The sequence below is a fragment of the Streptococcus sp. A22 genome (assembly GCF_043674215.1).
Classification (GTDB): domain Bacteria; phylum Bacillota; class Bacilli; order Lactobacillales; family Streptococcaceae; genus Streptococcus; species Streptococcus suis_V.
Genome location: NZ_JBIMJQ010000028.1, coordinates 1 through 21,931, shown reverse-complemented (window position 1 = coordinate 21,931; position 21,931 = coordinate 1). Strand labels below are relative to the sequence as shown.

Annotated in this window: 24 protein-coding genes; 19 read left to right on the top strand and 5 right to left on the bottom strand. The window is 44.3% G+C overall.

Translation table 11 applies throughout. The annotated features are described in order from the left end of the window. The first annotated feature begins 181 nt into the window (after positions 1-181). From ACHBHN_RS09810 to ACHBHN_RS09765, 10 genes are all read left to right on the top strand, one after another. Positions 182-565 carry a VOC family protein gene (locus ACHBHN_RS09810; RefSeq protein WP_105111248.1) on the top strand — a complete coding sequence of 128 codons (384 nt, stop codon included), beginning with the start codon at positions 182-184 and terminating at the stop codon, positions 563-565. Positions 566-697: 132 nt separating this feature from the next. Continuing rightward, positions 698-2,095, top strand: coding sequence for a polysaccharide deacetylase family protein (locus ACHBHN_RS09805; protein WP_394733997.1), 1,398 nt, complete (start codon positions 698-700; stop codon positions 2,093-2,095). A 159-nt stretch (positions 2,096-2,254) separates the two neighbouring features. Further along, positions 2,255-3,610: a 6-phospho-beta-glucosidase gene (locus tag ACHBHN_RS09800; RefSeq protein WP_394733996.1), complete on the top strand. Its 1,356-nt coding sequence runs from the start codon at positions 2,255-2,257 to the stop codon at positions 3,608-3,610. Further along, the gene (locus ACHBHN_RS09795) at positions 3,610-5,010 is read left to right on the top strand and encodes a glycoside hydrolase family 1 protein (protein ID WP_105123466.1); all 1,401 of its coding nucleotides are present in this window, start codon (positions 3,610-3,612) and stop codon (positions 5,008-5,010) included. Before ACHBHN_RS09800 ends, ACHBHN_RS09795 begins: the two co-directional genes overlap by 1 nt. Positions 5,011-5,020: 10 nt before the next feature. Continuing rightward, positions 5,021-6,112 carry a DUF871 domain-containing protein gene (locus ACHBHN_RS09790; RefSeq protein WP_105123467.1) on the top strand — a complete coding sequence of 364 codons (1,092 nt, stop codon included), beginning with the start codon at positions 5,021-5,023 and terminating at the stop codon, positions 6,110-6,112. A gap of 125 nt (positions 6,113-6,237) precedes the next feature. Continuing rightward, positions 6,238-8,232 (top strand): BglG family transcription antiterminator, encoded by a 1,995-nt coding sequence (locus tag ACHBHN_RS09785; protein WP_394732084.1) that lies wholly within the window; start codon positions 6,238-6,240, stop codon positions 8,230-8,232. 12 nt (positions 8,233-8,244) lie between these two features. Further along, a complete protein-coding gene (locus ACHBHN_RS09780) occupies positions 8,245-8,556 on the top strand; it encodes a PTS sugar transporter subunit IIB (RefSeq protein ID WP_105111254.1) in 312 nt (103 codons plus the stop codon). A gap of 1 nt (position 8,557) precedes the next feature. After that, positions 8,558-8,875 (top strand): PTS lactose/cellobiose transporter subunit IIA, encoded by a 318-nt coding sequence (locus ACHBHN_RS09775; RefSeq protein WP_105111255.1) that lies wholly within the window; start codon positions 8,558-8,560, stop codon positions 8,873-8,875. A 44-nt stretch (positions 8,876-8,919) separates the two neighbouring features. Then, on the top strand, positions 8,920-9,357 hold the full coding sequence (locus tag ACHBHN_RS09770) for a DUF3284 domain-containing protein (protein WP_394719137.1): 438 nt from the start codon (positions 8,920-8,922) through the stop codon (positions 9,355-9,357). A gap of 159 nt (positions 9,358-9,516) precedes the next feature. Beyond that, positions 9,517-10,893, top strand: a complete 1,377-nt coding sequence (locus ACHBHN_RS09765) for a PTS sugar transporter subunit IIC (RefSeq protein WP_105111257.1) — start codon at positions 9,517-9,519, stop codon at positions 10,891-10,893. A gap of 194 nt (positions 10,894-11,087) precedes the next feature. Here ACHBHN_RS09765 and ACHBHN_RS09760 read toward each other — a convergent pair whose 3' ends face one another. Together ACHBHN_RS09760 and ACHBHN_RS09755 are read right to left on the bottom strand one after the other, a co-directional pair. Then, entirely contained in the window at positions 11,088-12,170 is a 1,083-nt protein-coding gene (locus tag ACHBHN_RS09760; protein WP_105123471.1) for a DEAD/DEAH box helicase, read from the bottom strand. Then, a complete protein-coding gene (locus ACHBHN_RS09755; RefSeq protein WP_394732746.1) occupies positions 12,167-13,147 on the bottom strand; it encodes a Gfo/Idh/MocA family protein in 981 nt (326 codons plus the stop codon). Before ACHBHN_RS09755 ends, ACHBHN_RS09760 begins: the two co-directional genes overlap by 4 nt. Before the next feature lie 82 nt (positions 13,148-13,229). On the opposite strand from ACHBHN_RS09755, the gene udk reads away from it, so the two are divergent. The 5 genes from udk (at position 13,230) to dnaX (ending at position 17,086) form a co-directional block, all read left to right on the top strand. Next, entirely contained in the window at positions 13,230-13,859 is a 630-nt protein-coding gene (gene udk / locus ACHBHN_RS09750; RefSeq protein ID WP_105123473.1) for a uridine kinase, read from the top strand. A gap of 1 nt (position 13,860) precedes the next feature. Then, a complete protein-coding gene (locus ACHBHN_RS09745; RefSeq protein WP_105111261.1) occupies positions 13,861-14,400 on the top strand; it encodes a PadR family transcriptional regulator in 540 nt (179 codons plus the stop codon). A 186-nt stretch (positions 14,401-14,586) separates the two neighbouring features. Beyond that, positions 14,587-14,856 carry a DUF1294 domain-containing protein gene (locus ACHBHN_RS09740; protein WP_105111262.1) on the top strand — a complete coding sequence of 90 codons (270 nt, stop codon included), beginning with the start codon at positions 14,587-14,589 and terminating at the stop codon, positions 14,854-14,856. A gap of 65 nt (positions 14,857-14,921) precedes the next feature. Continuing rightward, on the top strand, positions 14,922-15,419 hold the full coding sequence (locus tag ACHBHN_RS09735) for a GAF domain-containing protein (RefSeq protein WP_318831016.1): 498 nt from the start codon (positions 14,922-14,924) through the stop codon (positions 15,417-15,419). Beyond that, on the top strand, positions 15,419-17,086 hold the full coding sequence (gene dnaX, locus ACHBHN_RS09730; RefSeq protein WP_394733995.1) for a DNA polymerase III subunit gamma/tau: 1,668 nt from the start codon (positions 15,419-15,421) through the stop codon (positions 17,084-17,086). The genes ACHBHN_RS09735 and dnaX overlap by 1 nt, the downstream gene beginning before the upstream one ends. Before the next feature lie 74 nt (positions 17,087-17,160). On the opposite strand, the gene ACHBHN_RS09725 is transcribed toward dnaX, so the two are convergent. Both ACHBHN_RS09725 and ACHBHN_RS09720 read right to left on the bottom strand, forming a co-directional pair. Continuing rightward, the gene (locus ACHBHN_RS09725) at positions 17,161-17,442 is read right to left on the bottom strand and encodes a DUF4300 family protein (protein ID WP_394733998.1); all 282 of its coding nucleotides are present in this window, start codon (positions 17,440-17,442) and stop codon (positions 17,161-17,163) included. Between the two features lie 70 nt (positions 17,443-17,512). Continuing rightward, complete coding sequence (locus ACHBHN_RS09720; RefSeq protein WP_161943054.1) at positions 17,513-17,686, bottom strand: DUF4300 family protein; 174 nt, start codon at positions 17,684-17,686, stop codon at positions 17,513-17,515. A gap of 173 nt (positions 17,687-17,859) precedes the next feature. On the opposite strand from ACHBHN_RS09720, the gene ACHBHN_RS09715 reads away from it, so the two are divergent. Beyond that, positions 17,860-18,054, top strand: coding sequence for a DUF3272 family protein (locus ACHBHN_RS09715; protein ID WP_125265352.1), 195 nt, complete (start codon positions 17,860-17,862; stop codon positions 18,052-18,054). Here ACHBHN_RS09715 and birA read toward each other — a convergent pair. Further along, positions 18,026-18,970, bottom strand: a complete 945-nt coding sequence (gene birA / locus ACHBHN_RS09710; protein ID WP_105123477.1) for a bifunctional biotin--[acetyl-CoA-carboxylase] ligase/biotin operon repressor BirA — start codon at positions 18,968-18,970, stop codon at positions 18,026-18,028. The genes ACHBHN_RS09715 and birA overlap by 29 nt on opposite strands. Before the next feature lie 64 nt (positions 18,971-19,034). Here birA and ACHBHN_RS09705 point away from each other — a divergent pair, with 64 nt between their 5' ends. The 3 genes from ACHBHN_RS09705 to ACHBHN_RS09695 are packed head-to-tail and all read left to right on the top strand — an operon-like array spanning position 19,035 to position 21,291. Beyond that, positions 19,035-20,069: a M42 family metallopeptidase gene (locus tag ACHBHN_RS09705; RefSeq protein WP_394733994.1), complete on the top strand. Its 1,035-nt coding sequence runs from the start codon at positions 19,035-19,037 to the stop codon at positions 20,067-20,069. A 1-nt stretch (position 20,070) separates the two neighbouring features. Then, positions 20,071-20,811 (top strand): CBS domain-containing protein, encoded by a 741-nt coding sequence (locus ACHBHN_RS09700; protein ID WP_105123479.1) that lies wholly within the window; start codon positions 20,071-20,073, stop codon positions 20,809-20,811. 12 nt (positions 20,812-20,823) lie between these two features. Continuing rightward, positions 20,824-21,291 carry a deoxycytidylate deaminase gene (locus ACHBHN_RS09695; RefSeq protein WP_394733993.1) on the top strand — a complete coding sequence of 156 codons (468 nt, stop codon included), beginning with the start codon at positions 20,824-20,826 and terminating at the stop codon, positions 21,289-21,291. Positions 21,292-21,931: the final 640 nt, after the last annotated feature.

Here is a 21,931-nt window from a genome sequence, read left to right as displayed (position 1 = left end):
TGGGATTTTTTGTATACACTCAAAAAGGCTACATAATCTCTACAGTGGATTTACCCACTACAGAAATTATAGAGCCTATATAAGGTGGACCGTCCTTGTGATGGTCCACTTTTCATATCAGATATCAGATTTTTCATGTATTTTATGATAGAATTTAAGTATCAAATAAAAGGAGTCTAACATGGCAAGTAAAAAAATGTTGCACGCTTGTTTGCGTGTTGAAAACTTAGAAGCTTCTCAAAAGTTCTACGAAGAAGCCTTTGGATTTAAGGAAACCCGTCGTAAGGATTATCCGGACCACAAGTTTACCTTGGTGTATTTGGCACTTCCAGGTGATGAGTTTGAGATTGAATTGACTTATAATTACGATCACGGTCCTTATGTGGTTGGGGATGGTTTTTCACACCTGGCTCTCTCTTCCGATGATTTGGAAGGGGACAATGCTAAGCACAAGGCGCTTGGCTATCCAACGACAGACCTCAGTGGATTACCAGGCAATCCAGGACGTTACTATTTTGTAACGGACCCAGATGGCTACCGTGTGGAAGTTATTCGCGCAGACTAAGAGATGAAAAGGAGTCGAAAAGGTTAGGCTCTTTTTTGTTTTATGTAACTGTTTTCAGAAACCGAATATTGATTGAAAAAAAGTCGTTTTTATACTATGATAGTTATATATCTATGAAAGAGATTTGCTTATATGAAAAAACAAAATGTTGCGCTGTTGGTTGTCAATAGCATTCTTTTTTTAGTGTGCCTTGGTATGTTGGTCTTTGCTTATGGAAAATACCAGGAACAGGCCTTGAGAGATGACGTCAAACAGCTAAAATTGAACTATTCTAAGGAAAGCAATGTTTATCGACAGGCTGGGAAAATCGGTTCAGAATTTGTTCAAGTTGCCATTCCAGAAGATGAAGCTGGGAATCCGATTTCGGTGATTCAGAACGAGGTCCTAGCACTGGTGAAAAAGCAATTCGGCCAGGAAGGGCCTCAATCTAGAACGACAGGACTGCATTTTTTCAGTGTGGATAAGGAAAACTCTGAGTACAAAGACATCATAGCTTATCGGATTCGAACAAGGCCTTACAAGGTACGGGGAACCAAGTTGGTTTCTCAGAAAAAACAGGATGTGGAGCAGATTTTACTGACAGCGGAGCAAGAGGTCTTTAGTTTGAAACATTTGGTTGAGGACCAGGGAGTTTTTCGTGCCATTGTCTCATCTCACCTGCAGAGAGAATTGGCTAGTCAAGGCATAGAGCAGGCAGAAATCGACCAGCTTCTCCAGAAATTTGGCCAGGAAGATGTGGAAAATCTATCCTTCAGCTACCGAGAGAGTCAGTTTCTGTTAAACCTGCCAGAAGGCTATCAAGTGGAGACCCTAGCCATTTCCATCTCAGAGCTCTATGATTGCTTGTCCGGCCATCATTTGACAGTCACAGATCAGGAAAACTACGACAAGTACCAAAAGGAAAAAGAAGAATTGGCCAATCAAAAACGGATTGCTCTGACCTTTGACGACGGTCCCAACCGCCAGACGACACCAAAGATTTTGGATATTTTGAAGAAATACAATGTCAAAGCAACCTTCTTTATTTTAGGGAAAAATATTGCTGGTAATGAGGATATTATCCAGCGAATGGTGGCAGAAGGTCATGAAATTGGTAACCATACCTGGAACCATCCGAAGTTAACAGGCATCAGTCCAGAGGCTGTTCAGTCAGAAGTTGGTGACACCCAGGCTGCTCTGGAAAAGATCCTGGGCTACAAGCCCAAGCTCATGCGGCCGCCGTACGGAGCAGTCAATCAAGCGACCATGAATGTCATTAATATGCCCATTATCTATTGGTCAGTGGATTCCAATGACTGGTCCAGCCGGAATCCTGCGGTCATTTTGGAAACCATTAAGGCCAATACGATTCCTGGCTCTATCGTTTTGCTCCACGATATCCACCCTACCAGTGTAGAAAGTGTCGAACCAACGCTCCAGTATTTTGCGAGCCAAGGCTTCAAGTTGGTGACTTCTAGTGAATTACTGGGGCAAGAACTCAATCCTCAATTGATTTATTACAATCAATTTGATGCCGGACCCGGCGCTTAAATAAGATCATATCTAACCTATGTTCACCATGAGCATAGGTTTTTCTTTGCCCAGAACCCAAGGATTTTCCGTAGGGAAAAGGAAAAGTTTGGTCTTAGAAACCGTTTACAAATCCAGTATATTAAGAGTATACTTTTAGTAAGAGTAAAATGGAGGATAATGCCTATGGTCAAACTCGTAACAATAGGTGGTGGCTCAAGCTATACACCGGAACTGGTAGAAGGAATGATTCTAAGACATACCGAAGTACCTATCAAAGAATGGTGGTTTGTGGACATCGAAGATGGCCGAGAAAAATTGGAAATCGTGGTAGAACTTGCCAAACGCATGGTCAAAAAAGCTGGTCTTGACTGGGAAATTCATGCGACCTTGGATAGGAGAAGCGCTCTGAAAAATGCAGATTTTGTGACCTCTCAATTTCGGGTAGGTCAATTGCAGGCGCGATACTTGGATGAAACCATTCCTCTCAGTCATGGATTTTTAGGTCAAGAGACTAATGGAGCTGGAGGTATTTTTAAGGCTCTGCGGACCATTCAAGCCTATAAGAACATCATTGCTGAAATGAAAGAGCTCTGTCCAGATGCCTGGCTGATTAACTTTACGAATCCTGCTGGCATGGTGACGGAGGCTATTGTCAATTACCTGGGTTGGGAAAAGGTGATAGGTCTATGCAATATTCCGATTGGGCAAAAGAAGGCTGCCGCAGAGGTGCTTGGTCTTCAGGAATCTGAGGCTATGACCCGCCATATCGGTTTGAATCATTTTCATTTTCATCAGGTTTGGGACCGTTTTGGAAAAAATCGGACCATGGAAGTGATGGAGAAACTCTATGGGAATCAGGCAAGCCGTCCAGCAGATGCGGTGAAAAATATCAGTAATTTGGAATTTTCAATTGACTTACTTCGGACAATTGGCCTGCTGCCGTGTGACTATCACCGCTATTATTTTTTGGAAAAGGAGATGTTGGATGATGCCCTCCAGCAATACCAGGCTGGGCGGGTGCGTGCCGCAGTGGTCCAAGAGGTAGAAAAGGAACTGTTCCAGCTCTACGCCGACCCTCATTTACAAGAAAAGCCCAAGCAGTTGGAGAAACGGGGCGGAGCTTATTACAGCGATATTGCCTGCCAGTTGATTGTGGCCATTTACAATGACAGCCACCAGGAGTTAACCGTTTCGACGGTCAATCGGGGTGTGATTCCCTATCTACCAGAAAATTGTGTTGTGGAGGTGACTGCTATTATTACAGCTCATGGGGCTATTCCGCTCGGCTGTCCGCCAAGTCCACCTCTGGTGACTGCTTATTTGAAGCTGATGAAGGAGATGGAATTAGCAACGGTAGAAGCTGCGGTGACAGGTGATTATGACTTGCTCTTGCAAGCCTTCTATCTCAATCCCTTGATTGCCAACGGACCTAAAGCAGAAGAACTATTAAAAGACCTATTGCTTGCACATGCGGATTATTTACCGCAATTTGTATCCAGCATTGAAGCCATCAAAGCAGAAAGGAAAGTATAATGACAGAACAAGGGACATTTTATCAATTTCCAGAAGGATTTCTCTGGGGTTCATCCACCTCTGGTCCACAGAGTGAGGGGATAGAGCCAGGTGACGGAAAGGGCTTGAACAACTGGGATTACTGGTTTGGGATTGAGCCGGAGCGTTTCCATGGGCAGATTGGTCCGGATGTGACCTCCACTTTTTATAAAAACTATCAAACCGATATTGAGCTTTTGAAAGAAACGGGGCATACGATTTTTCGGCCATCTATCCAATGGTCACGTTTAATCCCGGACGGTGTCGGTCAGGTCAATCCAAGGGCTGTGGAATTTTACCGGGATGTTTTTCAGCAGGTCAATGCCTTGGGTATCAAGTTGCTGGTCAATCTCTATCATTTTGACCTACCTTATGCTTTGCAGGAAAAAGGAGGATGGGAATCCAAGGAAACGGTTTGGGCCTATGAAGCCTACGCTCGGAAATGTTTTGAATTATTTGGGGATTTGGTGGACCACTGGGTGACCTTCAATGAGCCGATTGTGCCGGTAGAGTGTGGCTATCTGGGCTCCTACCATTATCCCTGTAAAGTTGATGCTAAGGCTGCAGTAGCGGTGGCTTACCATACTCAATTAGCCAGCTCCTTGGCAGTCAAGGCCTGTCATGAATTGCATCCAGACCATCAGATTTCTATTGTGCTCAATCTGACTCCTGCCTACCCAAGGAGTGACAGTCCTGAAGACCAGAAAGCTGCCCGCATTGCCGAACTTTTCCAGACCAAGAGCTTTTTGGATCCGTCTGTATTGGGGGCCTACCCAGAAGAATTGGTAGCCATTATCGATGAATACGGGCTCAGACCAGATGTTACAGAAGAGGAACTTGCTATCATCAGGGAAAATACGGTTGATTTCCTTGGAGTCAACTACTATCAGCCTCTCCGAGTACAGGCTCCGAAAGTAATCTTTGAGGAGGGTGACTTGTTGACGACGGAACATTTCTTTGCCTCTTATGATATGCCTGGCAAGAAAATCAACCCTCACCGTGGCTGGGAAATCTATGAACGCGGCCTTTATGACATTGCCATGAATTTGAAAAAGGACTATGGCAATATCGTTTGGCTGGTCACGGAAAACGGCATGGGCGTGGAAGGAGAAGAGGCCTTCAAAGAGGATGGCTATATTCAGGATGATTATCGGATTGAATTTATTCAAGACCATTTGATTGAGCTACATCGAGCCATTCAAGAAGGCGCCAATTGTAAGGGTTACATGCTTTGGACCTTTATTGACTGCTGGTCTTGGTTAAATGCTTATAAAAATAGATATGGCTTGGTTGAGCTGGATTTGAGCACTCAAAAGAGAATCATCAAAAAATCAGGTTATTGGTTTAAGGAAGTCAGTCAAGCCAACGGCTTTAGTAGGTAGGAGGGGGAATATGACAAACTTTGGATTTTCAATCTATCCGGAGCGACATGGCTTGGAGAAATGTCAGAGCTACATCGATTTGATGGAACGATATGGTGCAAGGAGGATTTTTATCAGCTTGCTCCAGATTGGGCCAGATAATTCCGAGGTGTTTGACCTGTATCGTTCAGTTATTTCCTATGCCAACCAAAAGGGGATGCTAGTGATTGCAGATATCAGTCCAGGCTTCATTGAATCCTGTGGTTGGAAAGATTCCCTTATTGAAAAAGCGCATGCATTCGGAGTTGCAGGGATTCGCTTGGATGAAGCTCTGCCCTTGGAAGAAATTGTTTCTCTGACACAAAATCCTTATCAGCTGAAAATTGAGTTGAACATGAGTACAGATAAGAGATTATTGACAGATCTCTTGCAAGCAGGAGCTAATAGAGAGAATATAATTGCCTGTCATAATTTTTATCCCCATGAATATACGGCACTTTCGGAAGATTACTTTCTCGAAATGTCAGAGTTTTATAGACAAGAGGGGATTACATCGGCAGCCTTTGTCTCCTCGCAGACTGCAACAGAGGGCCCATGGCCCTTGTCTGAAGGGTTACCAACTCTAGAAGAACACCGTCATCAAGAATTAGCTCGTCAAATTGCGTGGATAAAAGCGACTGGTTTGATTGATTGGGTATTGATTTCCAATCAGTTCGTGATAGAAGAAGAATTAGAGTCTATTCAAGAGGTGCTCGATGAAGATGTTCTGACTTTCAGAGTGCAATTGGCAGAACACGTGACCGATATTGAGAGAGAGATTATTGATTTTAGTCACAATTATCGTGGGGATATCTCTGCTTATGTTATTCGTTCAACCATGCCACGAATTATATATAAAGATAACTCTATTCCTGCTCAGACAGATGGATATCGCAAGGTAGAAGCCGGGACTGTCATCATTGATAATGACCTCTACGGTCGCTACAAAGGAGAACTCCACATTGTCATTAAGGAACTGGAGCTATCCCCTAAGGCAAATATCGTTGGAACCATACATCCTGAGGATTGGCCGTTGGTTTCCTTTTTGAAGCCATGGCAGGCCTTTCGCTTAAAAGTAGTTTAGTCGCAATCTTTCATCAATGCTAAGGAAAAAAGAAGAATAGTCAATTTCTTGTGTGTATGTTATTATAAATCTATAGAGCTACAGGGCTTTTGAATACAGATTTTAAGTTTGGAAAGGAGGACGAGATGCTATCAAAAAAGGAGATTCGATTATTAGAATTTCTAATCGACCATCCAGATGATTACGTTTCTAGTTTGGAAATTGCTCAGCAGCTGCATATTAGCGACCGTACGGCTAGAACCTATCTGAAGCAGTTAACGGCTTCGCTACAAAATAGCGGGAGTCAATTGCTATCAAAGCCTGGTCTCGGTTATCATCTGCAAGTGGATGATTCTCGTGCATTTGAAACCTTTTGGCAATCCTCCCTTTCTTCCAAAAGGCAGCTGACCAATCTTCATTCGGTGGAAGAAGCTGTGGACAGGCAGAGATTTGTGCTCAATAAGCTCTTGTTTGAAGGACAGTCGCCAACATTGGCGGAATTGGAAAGGGACTTATTTATCAGTAAAACAACCCTGCACTCGGTGATTGTTGATATCCGAAACCTATTGTCATCCTACGATATGGAATTAAATATGACAAAAGCAGGTTTAGAAATCACTGGTAAAGAGACGGCGATTCGGCATTTTATCATGGATTATTTTTTCAGCGAACAGCTAGGGAAAACCTTATATGGACTCGTTGAGAATAACCTCCTTCCATCCATCAATTTCACAGAAATTATGAGGATTGTGATTGATGAATGTCGGGATGCAAGTCTTCGTCTATCAGATTTTGTATTGCAAAATTTGGTCCTTCATATCGCCCTGATGTTGCAGCGGATGCGGGCTGGCTCTGCAATTGAACGCTTTCCCATTTCAGAACAAATTAGTCGCTCTAAGGAATATCAGGTTGCCCAAAAAATTCTCAGGAAAATTGAAGGAGCCTTTGACCTATTGATTCCTGAGGAAGAAGCAAATTATATTGCCCTTCATTTGAAGGTTAAGCTGACGGAAAATCTGGCCAAAATAGACCAGGCAGAAGTGGCCTTGAGACAGCAAATTCAAGATAGTTTGCTCCATTTGTCTCGTAAGATCGGTTTAGAACTTTCTGCCGATCAGCAGTTGTTTAAAGGAATTCTAGCCCACATGTTACCCCTAAAAATCCGACTGGAAAATGGGATTGTCTTGGATAATCCATTGACGGAGGAGATTCGTAGGGATTATGCGGAAGTCTTTGACCTCACAAAGGAGGTCTTTGGACAAATGCCCCTCTTTCAAGGTTATAAAGTTTCAGATGATGAATGGGCTTATCTTTCCCTGCACTTGATGGCGGCAGTTGAACGGTACAATCCACAGCGAAAGACAAAGGTATTGGTCGTTTGCTCAACAGGTGTCGGTAGTGCCTTGATGTTGAAAAATCGGCTGGAGAAAGAATTTTCTTCAAGTATAGAAATTGTAGATGTGGTCAGCTATTACGAGGTGACCGAGGAGCGATTGTCTGATATTGAGTTGATTATCTCATCTGTCAGTCTATCCAATCTTATCTTTATGACACCGGTTATCACGGTTTCCGTTTTTCTATCCGGAGAGGATGTCGCAAAGATAAAGCAACATTTGCAACAAGGTTTGACCTTTTCGATGGGTGAGGAACATGGGGAAAATATGGACCATGCTCAAGCGCGTCAGATTGCTGAGGCGGTCTTTGGACCGAGTCGGATTGTGGTAGTCGATGAAAATAGGGAACGAATGACCCTGTTGGAAGAGTTGACAATGAAGCTGAATGAAGCTAGTCAGCCAGGTTTTGTAGAAATATTTTTAGACCAGGTTCATCTGCGGGAGACCTATAGCTCTGTAGTATTTGAAGAAACGTTGGCCTTCCCTCATCCTGCGGTAGCAATGAGCTATTCAGAACAGATTGTAGTAGGTATTTCTAAAGAAGGTATCCGTTGGGGTGAGGAGGGAATCGTTCATTTTGTATTCTTACTATCCCCTTCAACGGGGCGAAATTCTCACATAAAATATATATCCCCCTGTCTGGTCGAGTTTGTCAAAGACAAAGACCTACAAAAACGGTTGTTGAACAATCCAACCTATGATGAATTAGTAACTATTTTTATTCCCTTAATACAAAAACAGAAATAGGAGGAAAAGATAATGAAAAACATTATGTTAGTATGTAATGCAGGTATGTCAACAAGTATGTTGGTAACTAAGATGCAAAAAGCAGCAGAGGAAAAAGGTCTTGAAGCTACTATTTGGGCGGTTCCTGTTTCTGAAGCTGATTCCGAAGTGGCTCAAAAGGAAATTGATGTTCTCTTATTAGGACCACAGGTCAAATTCCTCTTGAATGAATACAAAGGAAAATTTGAGCCAGGTATCAAGGTGGATTCCATCAATATGATGGACTATGGTGTTATGAATGGTGCTAATGTTTTAGATGCCGCGCTAAAGTTAATGGGAGAATAATATGAATTCTTCAGGCAATTTAGAATCCATTATGGGTTTAATCATGTATGGTGGTGATGCCAAAGGCTTGGCTGTCCAAGCCATTCAGGCTGCTAAAAAAGGCGAATTTGCAGATGCGCATGCAAAGCTTGAACAGGCCAATGATTCCTTGAATATTGCCCACAAGTCACAAACAAGTCTGTTGGCTCAGGAAGCAGGTGGACAATCTGTTGAGGTATCCTTGCTCATGGTGCATGGTCAAGACCATCTGATGAATGCCATTACCTTCATTGATATGGCCAAAGAGATTGTTAGTTTGTACGAACGATTGGACAGCTAAACAATGCTACAGAGCCATCTGCGGGTATATAGAAAGGAGGAGGAATGGAAATCACAAAAACTTATCCGGTTTCTATTGATCGACTTTTCGAGGCGATAGTGACGTCCTTAAAAGAAGATTATCGACAAAATACTTGTGAGGAGCCGGCGGAAGTTGACTTGGTAGCTGGCTTAACCTACCAAAAACGATTTGGCGAGAAACATCAGCATAGTGTCCAAGTCACCCTGCTGGAGTTGGCCAGTCCATCCCTCTATTCTGTTCGATTCTCATCTAATCGAGGCAAGGAAACGATGACCTATCAATTGACTCCTGTAGATAAGGGACATACCAGTATTCAGTATTCTTATGGAGTGGAAGCTGCGGATTTTTTTACCAAGGCTAATTATTTCCTGATGGAAAAATTGATGGCAAAAAGTCTAGAACGGCAGACAGAGGCACAATTAGATGCCTTGGTTCGTTATGCCACACAAGAAGCCGGATAATATTTTTCAGAAATCAAATCATTTGCCCACTAGTTTCATAGAGGTAGGTTTTCTGCAAAAGACTATTTTTAGGAATGAATCATGATTTGATTTTCTTTGTTAACAAATTTGTCACAAAACCGTTTAAAGCGGAAGAAAAAAATAAAAAGGAGACAGATTATGTCAAATATTTCTGATAAGTTTATGGAAATATCTGGGAAAATCGGCTCGCAAAGGCATTTAGTTGCGATTCGAGATTCCTTTATTTCTATGATGCCAGTTACCATGGCCGGTTCAGTAGCAGTCTTGCTCAATGTTTTTCTGAGGGACATCCCAAATAATATGGGGTGGACTGGCTTTGCAGAGGCTATGCAACCACTGATAAATGTCAATGGTTATGTCTATTTTGGTACCATTGGTATAATGGCCCTCGTTTTCTCATTTGCCTTAGGCTACAATTTGTCTAATATGCACAAGGTCAACCCTTTGGCAGGTGGTTTGATTTCCTTTGCTTCCTTTATTTCTACTATGCCACAGAGCTTGACAATCTCCACAGCTCTCGATGGACTAGATAATTCAGTTATAACAGCTTTGAAAGACTTGGGGCTGACAATAGCAACAAATGATGGTGCATCTGTACTTGAAACAAGTGAATGGGGAGCCATTGCTTTGAAATATGCGGGAGCTACCGGTCTTTTCACCGCCCTCTTCATTGGCTTCCTATCAACATTTGTCTATGCCAGTCTGGTAAAACGGAATATTACTATCAAGTTACCAGATACAGTACCGCCTGCGGTAAACAAAGCCTTTGTAGCCATCATCCCTGGTACAGCAGCTATTTACGCATCTTCAATCTTGGCTTATGCAGTCTACGCTGCGACTGGTCAAGCCTTGAGTGATGTAATTTCAACCTATATCCAGATGCCATTGATGGGTCTATCTCAAGGTATTGGCTCAGTTATTTTGCTTACCTTCTTGGTTCAGCTTTTCTGGTTCTTTGGCTTACATGGTCACAACGTTTTGGCACCAGTTATGGATGGTATCTACGGGGTTGCCCTCAATGAGAATACTGCCGTTTATGAAGCGACAAGAAGCGCGGCAGACTTACCATGGTTATGGACTCGTGGTTCCTTTGATGCCTACGCTCAAATGGGTGGTTCAGGGGTTACATTGGCGCTCATCCTCGCCATCTTCATTTTCTCTAAACGAGAAGAATATAAAACAGTAGCTCGTCTTTCAACACCAATGGGAATCTTTAATATCAACGAACCAATCACATTTGGTATTCCAATGGTACTGAACCCACTCTTTGTTATTCCATGGTTGATTGTACCGCCTGTTTGTGCAACAATTGCCTATCTAGCGACCTCTATGGGCTTGATTCCGCCTGTCTTCTTAGCGGTTCCATGGATTACACCTCCAGGCTTGTATGCTTACTTGGCAACTGGTGGTAATGTGATGGCAGCCCTTGTATCACTCTTCAACCTCTTCATTGCCTTCCTGATCTGGACACCGTTTGTTATTTCAGCAAACAAGGTGAAGGCTGGAACAGAATAATGTTTAAGAAAAATAAACATCCATTTTTGCTCTCGGTTGGTTTCTTTCTCATTGCAGTGAGTCCACTGTATGGCAATCCCTATCTGAACATCGTTGCAGGATTAAGCCTGATATTAATCAGCATTCTGTGGAAATAACCAAAACTCCCTAGCTTCAATCTGGCTAGGGAGTAACTGTTTATTATAGCTTAGTTCTTAGACCTTATACAATTCCTGTTGTTTTAGGATGACTTCTTGCACTTGGGCGTATTTTTTCAACTGTTTGAGCTCGCTTGGGCTGGATACCAGGGTGATAACCAAGCCCTCCTTGCCCATACGACCGGTACGACCTGCTCGGTGGGTATAGGCCTCCTGGTCAAAGGGAACCTCGAAGTTGAGGACGCATTCCAGATTATCGATGTCAATCCCACGCGCTACCATATCTGTAGCCAGCAAGAGGTTGATTTCATGGTTTTTGAACCGCTTGATGATAACCTTGCGGAACTTGACATTGACATCAGATGCCAGCGAAACAGCATTGGCACCGTTGTAGAGCAACTTATCCTCGCTAGCACCCAGGTCCGATAGGCTGTTGAAGAAGGCAAGGGCTCGGAAATCAGGGATATTGGCAAACTTGCGAAGGACTTCCAGACGATTTCGCTTGTCCACCATCATGTAGCAATGCTGGATATTGTCCAATTTCTTCTCGGAAAGGTCCAAGGTCAGCACATCAGGACCAATCTTTTCCCGGTTAAACTTGGCTGTCGCACTCATATAGACCAACTGGTGGTCCCGAGGGACGTAGTTGATAATTTTTTCCACGAAATGGTACTGGGAATCGCTAAAAAGCTGGTCAAATTCATCCAGGATAATGGTGTTAACATTCATTATCTTGATTTTTTTCAGCTTGATGAGCTCAAAAATCCGACCGGGCGTTCCGATAAGGATTTCAGGTCCTTTTTTCAGTCGCTCAATCTGGCGCTTTTGACTGGAGCCAGACAAAAAGAGCTGGGCAGTGAGGCCGATCGTCTCCGACCAGGTCTTGCAGACATCAAAAATTTGTCCAGCTAGTTCTGTATTTGGTGCTAAAATCAGCAATTGTTGGGCTTTTTTGGGCGTCAAGGCCAGCAAACTAGGCCAGAGATAGGCCAGGGTCTTGCCGGTGCCTGTTGGGCTGACAGCCAGCAGGGACTGTCCATTTTTGATAGGCTCGAAAGCCTGAGTTTGAACCGGAGTGAAGTCTTCAAATCCGGCCTGTGTCAGCTGGTCCAGCCAGCTAGTTGGGAAGTTGGTTTTCATATCGTATCCGCCTTAAAGGTGATTCCTGCGTCCTTGCGCATGGTGTAAAGGGTTTGGTGGACGGCCTGGGCCACATCCAGCCACTGGTCCGCCAGTTCATGGTTTTGCTCCCGGATGACCCGAGCAAAGTTGACCGCCTCCTCCAGCATGGGGTGCGGAGCTACTTGGACAGGCAGGGCAATTTGGCTACCGTCGTGTTTTTTGAAAATAGCAGAGCTGATCCGTTGGCAACCATCCAGGACCAAGGTGCCATCCGCTGTATAGATTTCGCTTGGCAGGTCACTGGTCACATTTTTTCCAGCCTGAATGGTCACGAAGAAGTCATCATAAATGAGTTGTCCACTACCGTTCAAATCCAAGCTGGACGGCAATTGCTGGGCTGTGTAGCGAGCAGACTTGGGAGTGCCAATCAAGCCGATAGCCGCATAGAGAGTATAGACACCCAAATCCATGAGGGCCCCACCTGAAAAATCTGTCGAGAAGATATTGGGTGTCTGGCCCGCCAGCAACTCAGGCATTTTTGATGAATACTTGGCATAGCCAAAGTAGCCACCCAAAATAGTCTGATCAGCCAGGAAGTCACGAATAATGGCAAATGCCTCTTCCTGGTAATTACGGGCCGCTTCAAAGAGAAAGATACCTTTTTCCTTGGCTATTTGTCTCAGCCTAGCCAATTCATCAGGCCGTGATACCATGGTTTTTTCGACAATGGCATGTTTACCAGTCTCCAGCACGGCCTTGGCCTGTTCAAAATGAAGGGAATTGGGACTGGCGATATAAACCAGGTCCAAGTCCGATGCCAGAAACTCTTGCATACCTGTGTATAAAATTACATTTTCATAAGGAGCAGAAAAATTTCTGGCGGTCTCAATATTTCTAGACAGGACGGCGCTTAGTTGATAGGCTTGACTTTTTTGGGCCGCTTTAATAAATTCATGAGAAATGGATGAAGTTCCAATAATTCCAAATTTAAGCATAAAATCTCATTTCTTTATGTGTTATTCTTTTCATTATAGCACGTTTCGTGTTAAAATAGTATTGATAAGAGAAGGAGTTGATATGACACAGAAACCGATTATTATTGGCGTAACAGGTGGATCGGGCGGCGGCAAGACCAGTGTGTCTCGCGCGATCTTGGATAATTTTCCTGATGCACGAATTTCAATGATTGAACATGATTCTTACTATAAGAATCAATCTCACCTGACATTTGAAGAACGTATCTTAACCAATTACGACCATCCACTGGCTTTTGACACAGATCTCATGATTTATCATATAGGAGAATTGTTAGCAGGTCGAGCAGTGGACATTCCGATTTATGACTATACCCAACACACTCGTTCTGACAAAACCTATCGTCAAGACCCTCAAGATGTCTTTATTGTAGAAGGAATCTTGGTGCTTGAGGATCAGCGTCTTCGCGATTTGATGGATATTAAAATTTTTGTGGATACAGACGATGACATTCGCATTATTCGTCGGATCAAGAGAGACATGTTAGAACGCGGGCGGAGTTTGGATAGTATTATTGATCAATACACCTCGGTAGTGAAACCTATGTATCACCAATTTATCGAGCCAACCAAACGTTATGCGGACATTGTCATCCCTGAAGGGGTTTCCAATGTCGTGGCTATTGACTTGATAAATACCAAGGTGGAGAGTATTTTGAGAGAGCGTGGTTAAGATGCCGAAGCAGAGAGTGTTGCCCAATATCATTTTGGGGATTATGGCTTCCAGTGATAGTATGGTAACAGGAAAACAAATAACAGAGTTCGTCCAGCGTGATTTGGGAGAATTTTGGCAAGTAGCCCATAGTCAAGTCTATCCAGAGTTGAAGCGGATGACCAGCGACCAATGGATTACCTGTCATCCAGTACCTGGTAACGATAAGGAAAAGCAGTATGCGATGACCGAAGAGGGAATGAAAATCTTAGATGAGTGGTTGTCTGTCCCAAATGAAGACACACCACAGCAGAAAGATATTTTCTCCTTGAAATTGTTCTTCATTCGCAACCGCAATGATAAACGGATTCCAGTTTTATTGGAAGGCCAGATTGAGCTGGTTGACAAGCATTTGCGCCATCTAGAAGATCGGAAAAATCACCTGTTTTCTGATAAGGAAGCGATTCGCGAGAATTTCGGAAGATACTTGATTCTAAATCGAGCAATTGCTCGAAATCGTGCCCAACTGAATTGGTTGCAGGATACTTTAGACGATATCTAAAAGACGGTTCAGATTTTCTGAATCGTTTTTTTTCTTGTCTCTATCAGTATAGTATGGTAAAGTTGAAGTAGTAATGCTCTGTGAAAATCATCTTCGATGTCAATCCAACTCGATGAATAAGAGCTTGGGCAGGATTGACCGTCGGCCAGATTGAATTTTATTGAGCGAAAGTAGAAAGAGAGAAAAATGGACAGTAAACAAGTTGTGGCCATGCTGTTGTTAGTGTGGAACCTGGTTGTCTTTCTGACTTACGGTATGGACAAGGGCAAGGCCAGAAAGGGTGCCTATCGGATTTCTGAAAAGACTCTGCTTTTGATGTCTTACCTGGGCGGTGGTCTGGGTGCCTGGGCAGGTGGCAATCGTTTCCGTCACAAGACCCAAAAATGGTATTTTAAATTGGCTTGGACAGTTGGGGTCCTGATTGACCTGGCTATCCTCTTGTGGGTGATGAAGTAGGCGCAAGCCTTTTTCTTTTTTACTTGGAACTATAAATGTTCTTCATTCTGTGCTATAATAATTCTATGAAAAATCAAGAAAAAATCGCACAGTATCAACTCTTGCTGGCTCAATTGGAAGCCCTCCTCGACGGAGAAACCAATGCGCTAGCTAATTTGTCCAATGCCTCGGCTCTGCTCAATCAAGCTTTGCCTCAATCTGTCTTTACAGGTTTTTACTTGTATGACGGGCAGGAATTGATTTTGGGGCCATTTCAGGGTGGCGTATCCTGCGTTCACATTGCCCTTGGAAAGGGTGTCTGTGGGGAATCGGCAGAGAAACGTCAGACCATTATCGTAGACGATGTCCGGACCCACACTAACTACATCTCCTGCGATGCGGCAGCCATGTCCGAAATCGTGGTGCCTATGGTGAAAAACAGTCAGCTCTTGGGCGTTTTGGACTTGGATTCCAGACTTGTTGCGGATTATGATGCCATTGACCAAGAATACCTTGAGAAATTTGTCGCCCTCCTAGTGGACAAGACAAATTGGAATTTTGCTATGTTTGGAGAAAAGCGCTAATGTATCAAGCCTTATATCGGAAATACCGGAGCCAGACCTTTGAGGAAATGGTTGGGCAGGAAGTTGTGGCGACCACGTTTAAGCAGGCCATCGAACAGGAAAAAATCAGCCATGCCTACCTTTTCTCAGGCCCTCGGGGAACAGGAAAAACCTCTGCTGCTAAAATTTTTGCCAAGGCCATGAACTGTCCCAACCAAGTCAATGGCGAGCCTTGCAATGACTGCTATATCTGTCGGGCTATTACCGAAGGAAGTCTGGAGGATGTGATTGAGATTGACGCGGCATCCAATAATGGTGTCGATGAAATTCGTGATATTCGGGACAAATCGACCTACGCACCTAGCCTTGCGACCTATAAGGTCTATATCATCGACGAGGTGCACATGCTGTCGACTGGGGCCTTTAATGCCCTCTTGAAAACCTTGGAAGAACCGACTGAAAATGTGGTCTTTATCCTTGCAACGACGGAGTTGCACAAAATTCCAGCGACCATTTTGTCTCGGGTTCAACGGTTTGAATTTAAGTCTATCAAGGTGACCGACATTCAGGGGCATCTGGCGGCAATTTTGACCAAGGAAGGTCTTGCCTTTGACAGCCAAGCTCTGACTGTCATTGCCCGTCGGGCAGAAGGTGGGATGCGGGATGCCCTGTCAATCCTCGATCAGGCTCTCAGTCTCAGTCCCAATCAAGAAATCACCCTGGCTATCGCTGAGGAAATCACAGGCTCTATCAGTTTGAAGGCGCTGGATGATTATGTGACCAGCCTTCGTCAAGCAGATAGCCTAGGGGCCCTCAGTCACTTACAGACCTTGTTCGACCAAGGCAAGAGTATGAGCCGGTTTGCGACGGACTTGCTCCATTATCTGCGGGACATGCTCGTGGTTCAGACCGGTGGTGAGGATACGCACTTAACCGTAGGTTTTACGGAAAATTTGGCCCTGCCTCAAGCGCGGATTTTTGCCATGATTGAGCAAGTGACCAAGGGATTGAGCGATATTAAGACCAGTCCCCAACCCAAGATTTACGCAGAGATGATGACCATTCGATTGGCTGAGGACGGTTCGTCTTTTGGAGCAATGGCAGAGCTACCAGACGATTTGGTCCAGCAATTGACCAAGCTCCAGCAGCAGGTGGCAGACTTGCAGCAACAATTGGCTAATTTATCTAGCCAGCCTGTCCAAGTCAAGCCGGTTTCCCGCAAGCCACAGGCACCTAAGAAATACAAATTAGACACCAGTAAGGTTCATGCTATTTTGCAAGAGGCCATGGAAAATCCAGCTCAGGCGCGTGAAAATTTGACCCGCCTACAAAATACTTGGGGAGAGATTATCGAGAGCTTGTCCGGTGCAGACCGTGCCTTGCTAGTCGGTTCACAGCCGGTTGCGGCCAATGAAAATCACGCAATTTTAGCCTTTGAGTCCCCGCTTAATGCTGAACAAACCATGAAACGGGACAATCTCAATACCATGTTTGGCAATATTCTCAGCAAGGCTGCCGGATTTTCACCGCAAATCTTGGCCATCGCCCACGAAGATTGGTTGTCCATTCGGGCGGAATTTTCAGCCAAAGCCAAAGGAGCCAAGGCGCAAACTGTTGAGAAAGAAGAAAGCCCAGTGCCAGAGGAATTTGGATTCTTGGCAGACACAGTGGAAATTGTGGAGGATTAGAACTCCTCTGCTATATAAAAAAATCAATCAAGGCAGTCTTTCATTTTGTTGCCGTGATTGATTTTTGTTTCTTCTTACGATTTGGTTTTTATAAGTTTATCGTTTTCCATGATAAAGGGCTGAGCAGTTTCTTGGCTGTAGTCCACGGCATACCTGTCTAGCAAGTAAGAGTAGACAGCCTCCTTGTTCTGGAATTTCCAGGCTTGGTAGGGTTCTTGGAAGGAAAGTTTTTCGACGAAAAGGGCGCCTTCTTCATCTTCAACAATGACACCCACGTGACTGATGAAGAGGTTATTGCCGTCCAAATCATCGTGCATAACAACGGATACCATTTTGGCCTTATCTGAAAATGAAATGGTGGATAGATGTTCTTACATTTTTTGGGCATGAACCGTGACATCTTTTGTTGCCTGGGTTAGAATAGCGCTATAAAAATTGGTTGACATCCTCTTCTGGCAAGGTTGCTTCAAGCCGTTTTTTGACCTCGGTTAGACTGGACTTATCCACCAGATTGGATACTTGTGGCTCAGATGATAGAGTGGTTTGGCATCCAGCCAAGACTAGAAAACTTGTAAGCATAAGTGCAAGAATTTTTTTCACATTGCTTTCCTCCCTGAAAACTTCTTCTTCTAGCATAGTTCATTTGGCTGTTTTTAGTAAGACAGATATTAAAAATTCAATGTCGGGCTGTGCAAATTGGAGATTTTTGACATGAAAGATGTTTGAGACACAAAAATCAGCCATTGGCTGAATTTTTTGCTATAATCTATTGTATGAGACTATCACATTTTCTATTTTTAGCATTGACTACGATTTTAGCGACTTATTTTATGAATGCCTCGATTTTGGCTGGGGATTTTTTGATTGCGGGCATCTATGCCTTTATCGTCATCCGCAACCTTCATTTTGCCTATAAGGTTACGCAATTCATACGCCTCTTTAATGGTCCGTCCAAGAAGAAAGGCTGATTTCTCCGCTAGAAATCATTTTGGCCCTGCCATTGTCCAGTTGAATGACCAGGTTTCCAGTATCGGTAACGGCGATGGCTGTGCCCGTGAAAGTCACATTATTTTCGACAAAGCTCACTTGTTGGCCAACGACAAGTGATTTTTCTTTATAGAGGGCAATCAATTCCCGCTCATCTGTGTGGAAGAAGGCCTGCCAGATGGCTGTGATGAGTTGATTGCGGGTAAAGGGTGGTTGGTCCTCAAAGAGATTTCCTGCTGTTTCTTTCAACTCTTTTGGAAAATCATCAATATGCACGTTGATGCCAACGCCGATGATGACGTCTGTAATGGTCTGACTTTCCATGGAAGAAATGGCTTCGGTCAGGATGCCAGCGACTTTTTTCTTGCCCAGATAAATATCATTGACCCACTTGATTTGCACGTCCAAGTCGCTCAATTCTTGGATAGCTTTCACAACCGCGGCTGCCACCAAGATGGTGTAGGGCTTGAATTCCAAGAAGGGAACATTGGGCGATAGTCTGAGAGACATATAGATGCCACCGGATTTTGAGGCGTAAAATGGGCGCCCGAACCGCCCCTTGGCCTTGTTTTGATGGGGAGCCAGATAGAGGGCAGGGCTGGGGTGACCGTTTTCGATACCTTGTTTGGCGTCCAATTGGGTAGAGTCGCTATCGGCCTTGATGTAGACAGGAATCTGCAAGGTCTTAGCAATCACATCCGGCAAGAGCAAATCGCCTTCCACCAGCTTGTAACCTCGATTGCGGGCAGCCTCGATGGTCAATCCATGCATTTCCAGCTGGCGAATAGCTTTCCAAACCGAAGTCCGAGAGACCCCCAATTCTTGAGCAATTTCTTCACCGCTGATATAATCCTGTCGCTCGATCAAAAGAAGATAAATTTTTTGATAGGTTTTCATGATTTCATTATAGCAAAATAAATGGCTAAAAGTGGTATAATAGTCTTACAAACAGGAGGTTTCCATGCAAACAGTAGATTATATTGTAAAATTAACCAATACACCGTCGCCAACGGGCTTTACGACGGACATTATGAACTATATCAAGAGCGAGGTCGAGTCCTTCGGCTATCAGGCGACCAAGACTGCTAAAGGCGGCATTCTGGTTTCGGTGCTGGGGGAAAGTGACCAACAACACCGCATTGTCACTGCTCATCTAGACACACTCGGAGCAATGGTTCGGGCCATTAAACCAGACGGTCGGATTAAAATGGATTTGGTGGGAGGATTTGGCTACCCTTCTATTGAAGGTGAAAACTGCCTGATTCACTGTGCGAAAAACGGCAAGGTCTTTACGGGGACCATTCTCATGCACCAGACTTCTGTCCATGTCTACCGCGATGCTAATACCGCTGAGCGCAATCAGACCAATATGGAAATCCGACTGGACGAAAAAGTAAGCTCTGCGGATGAGACGCGCGCTTTGGGTATTGAAGTCGGAGATTTCATTTCCTTCGATCCGCGTACGGTGGTTACAGCGACTGGCTTTATCAAGAGCCGTCATTTGGATGACAAGGTTTCGGCAGCCATTCTCATCAACCTGCTCAAGACCTACAAGGAAGAGGGTATCACCCTGCCTTACACCACCCATTTTTATTTTTCAAATAATGAAGAAATCGGCTACGGTGCTAATTCTAGCCTGCCAGATAAGGTTGTAGAGTACCTAGCGGTTGATATGGGAGCGATGGGAGACGACCAGCAGACGGATGAATACACGGTTTCTATCTGTGTCAAAGATGGCTCCGGTCCTTATCATTATGAACTGCGTCAGCACCTCGTTTCCTTGGCTGAGAAGGAAAACATTCCTTACAAATTAGACATTTATCCTTACTATGGTTCAGATGCTTCTGCGGCTATGCGAGCAGGTGCAGATGTCAAACACGCCCTGCTGGGTGCAGGAATTGAGTCTAGCCATTCCTACGAGCGTACCCATTTGGACTCTGTGCAGGCGACTGAGCGTATGGTCGATGCCTATCTCAAATCGCACATGGTAGATTAACATGAGTGAAACACGTTTTTTACAGCTTTTTAATGACTTGGATAAAATCTTGCGCAAGGTCTGCAAGGTTCCAGATGGTGAATACGCCGACGTAGCATCCATGCTTGCCAAGGCTAAGGAACTCAGTCCTCACAATCCAGTCGAGGCCAACTGGGACAAGCTCTATGTAGCTCGTCAGCTCCGTAATCTCTTGGTCCATGAAAATCGCACCAATTTGCAGGAGGTGGCCCAGCCTTCGCAGGAGTTGATTGCGGTTTTGGAAAAGGTCATCGCCCAGTACCAAGAACCCATGACGATTGGTAACTTTTTGCGCCAGATTGAGAAAGTCAAGCCCGTTACCTTTGAAGGCTCTGACAAGCTGATTAAGGCCTTGGAAGTAGTGGACAGGGAGCATTTTTCAAAATTTCCTATCTTCGCTCAAAATACCTATCAAGGCTTGGTTTCGGACAAGGGATTGACCAACTGGCTTGCCAAGGCTAGCAAGGAGACGGGCTCTATCCGAGAAAAATTGGAGCGGGCCAGCCTAGCGGATGTCCTAGCCTGTGAAGATGACAGTATTCGCGTGGTGCAAGTCTCTGCCAAAACCAGCCTTTATGAAGTGATGAGCCAATTTGAAAGCCGCAAGCGGACGACCATCTTGGTCAGTCGCCAAGGTCATGGCAATATTCAGTCTCCAGAAGATTTGATTGGTATTATCACGGCGCAGGATTTGGCGGAAATTTACCGGCTATTGGATGAATAGAAAGGATAAGTTATGTCAACAAATCGTCTAGCTTGGGATGAATATTTTGCGGCGCAGGCGCTTTTGATTGCCAATCGTGCTACCTGCAAGCGTGCCAAGGTCGGTGCGGTCTTGGTCAAGGACAATAAAGTAATTGCGACAGGCTATAATGGTTCGGTTTCTGGTACAGAGCATTGTTTGGATCAAGAATGCCTGATGATTGACGGTCACTGTGCCCGAACCCTCCACGCAGAAGTCAATGCGATTTTGCAAGGAGCAGAGCGAGGTATCCCCAAAGGATTTACTGCCTATGTGACACATTTCCCCTGCCTGAATTGCTCCAAACAGCTCCTGCAAGTGGGCTGCAAACGAGTGGTTTATATCAATGAGTACCGTATGGACGACTATGCCCACTATCTCTACAAGGAGAAGGGCTGTGAACTGGTTCATCTGCCATTAGAAGATGTCAAACATGCCATTCAAGATGCAGAATTTATATAGAAGAGGAAGAGTTTGTAGACAAAAGTCTCCTTTCGGACTTTCCTGAGGTGATGTCGGACGGTAGTAAACTTTCTTGTTTCTGGGTTTACTCCTCAAACAGTCTCCCAGACTGTTTGAGCTACCTACGGAATTCCATACCTAGTCATTGAGACTAAGGTCTCAAACGCTCCGAGAAGTGAGAAAGTTTCACTTTCTTGATTTCCCACCTTAGACAGTCTCCCAGACTGTCTGAGCACAGCGGAAAGTCTCGGTTTAGACTCGCTCAGCTCGCAAAATAAATCAAATTTAATTTTTTCTTAGCAGAGCTAATCAGTTTATTTACTTAGAGTATAGTCTGTCTACGTTCTGAGAGTTGTAAGGATGCAACTCTTTTTTTACGATTTATTTGTTAAAAAGGTCACGTTTTGTTGAGAAATGTGCTATACTAGAGGGGTTATTAAGTCCCGAAAAGGCAGTCTGAACACTGGTTAATGATTTGTAGCAATGTAAATCATCTTACTTGCTCGATTTCAAAGAAATCTCGCAAAGAACCAGTCGTTTACGACTGGTTCTTTGTAACTTTTTAACCCGCTAAGAAAATTTCTGTCGCAAGCTCCGTATTTTCTACGGAAGCCACTATCCTGCGGTCTTCCTAAGCGGC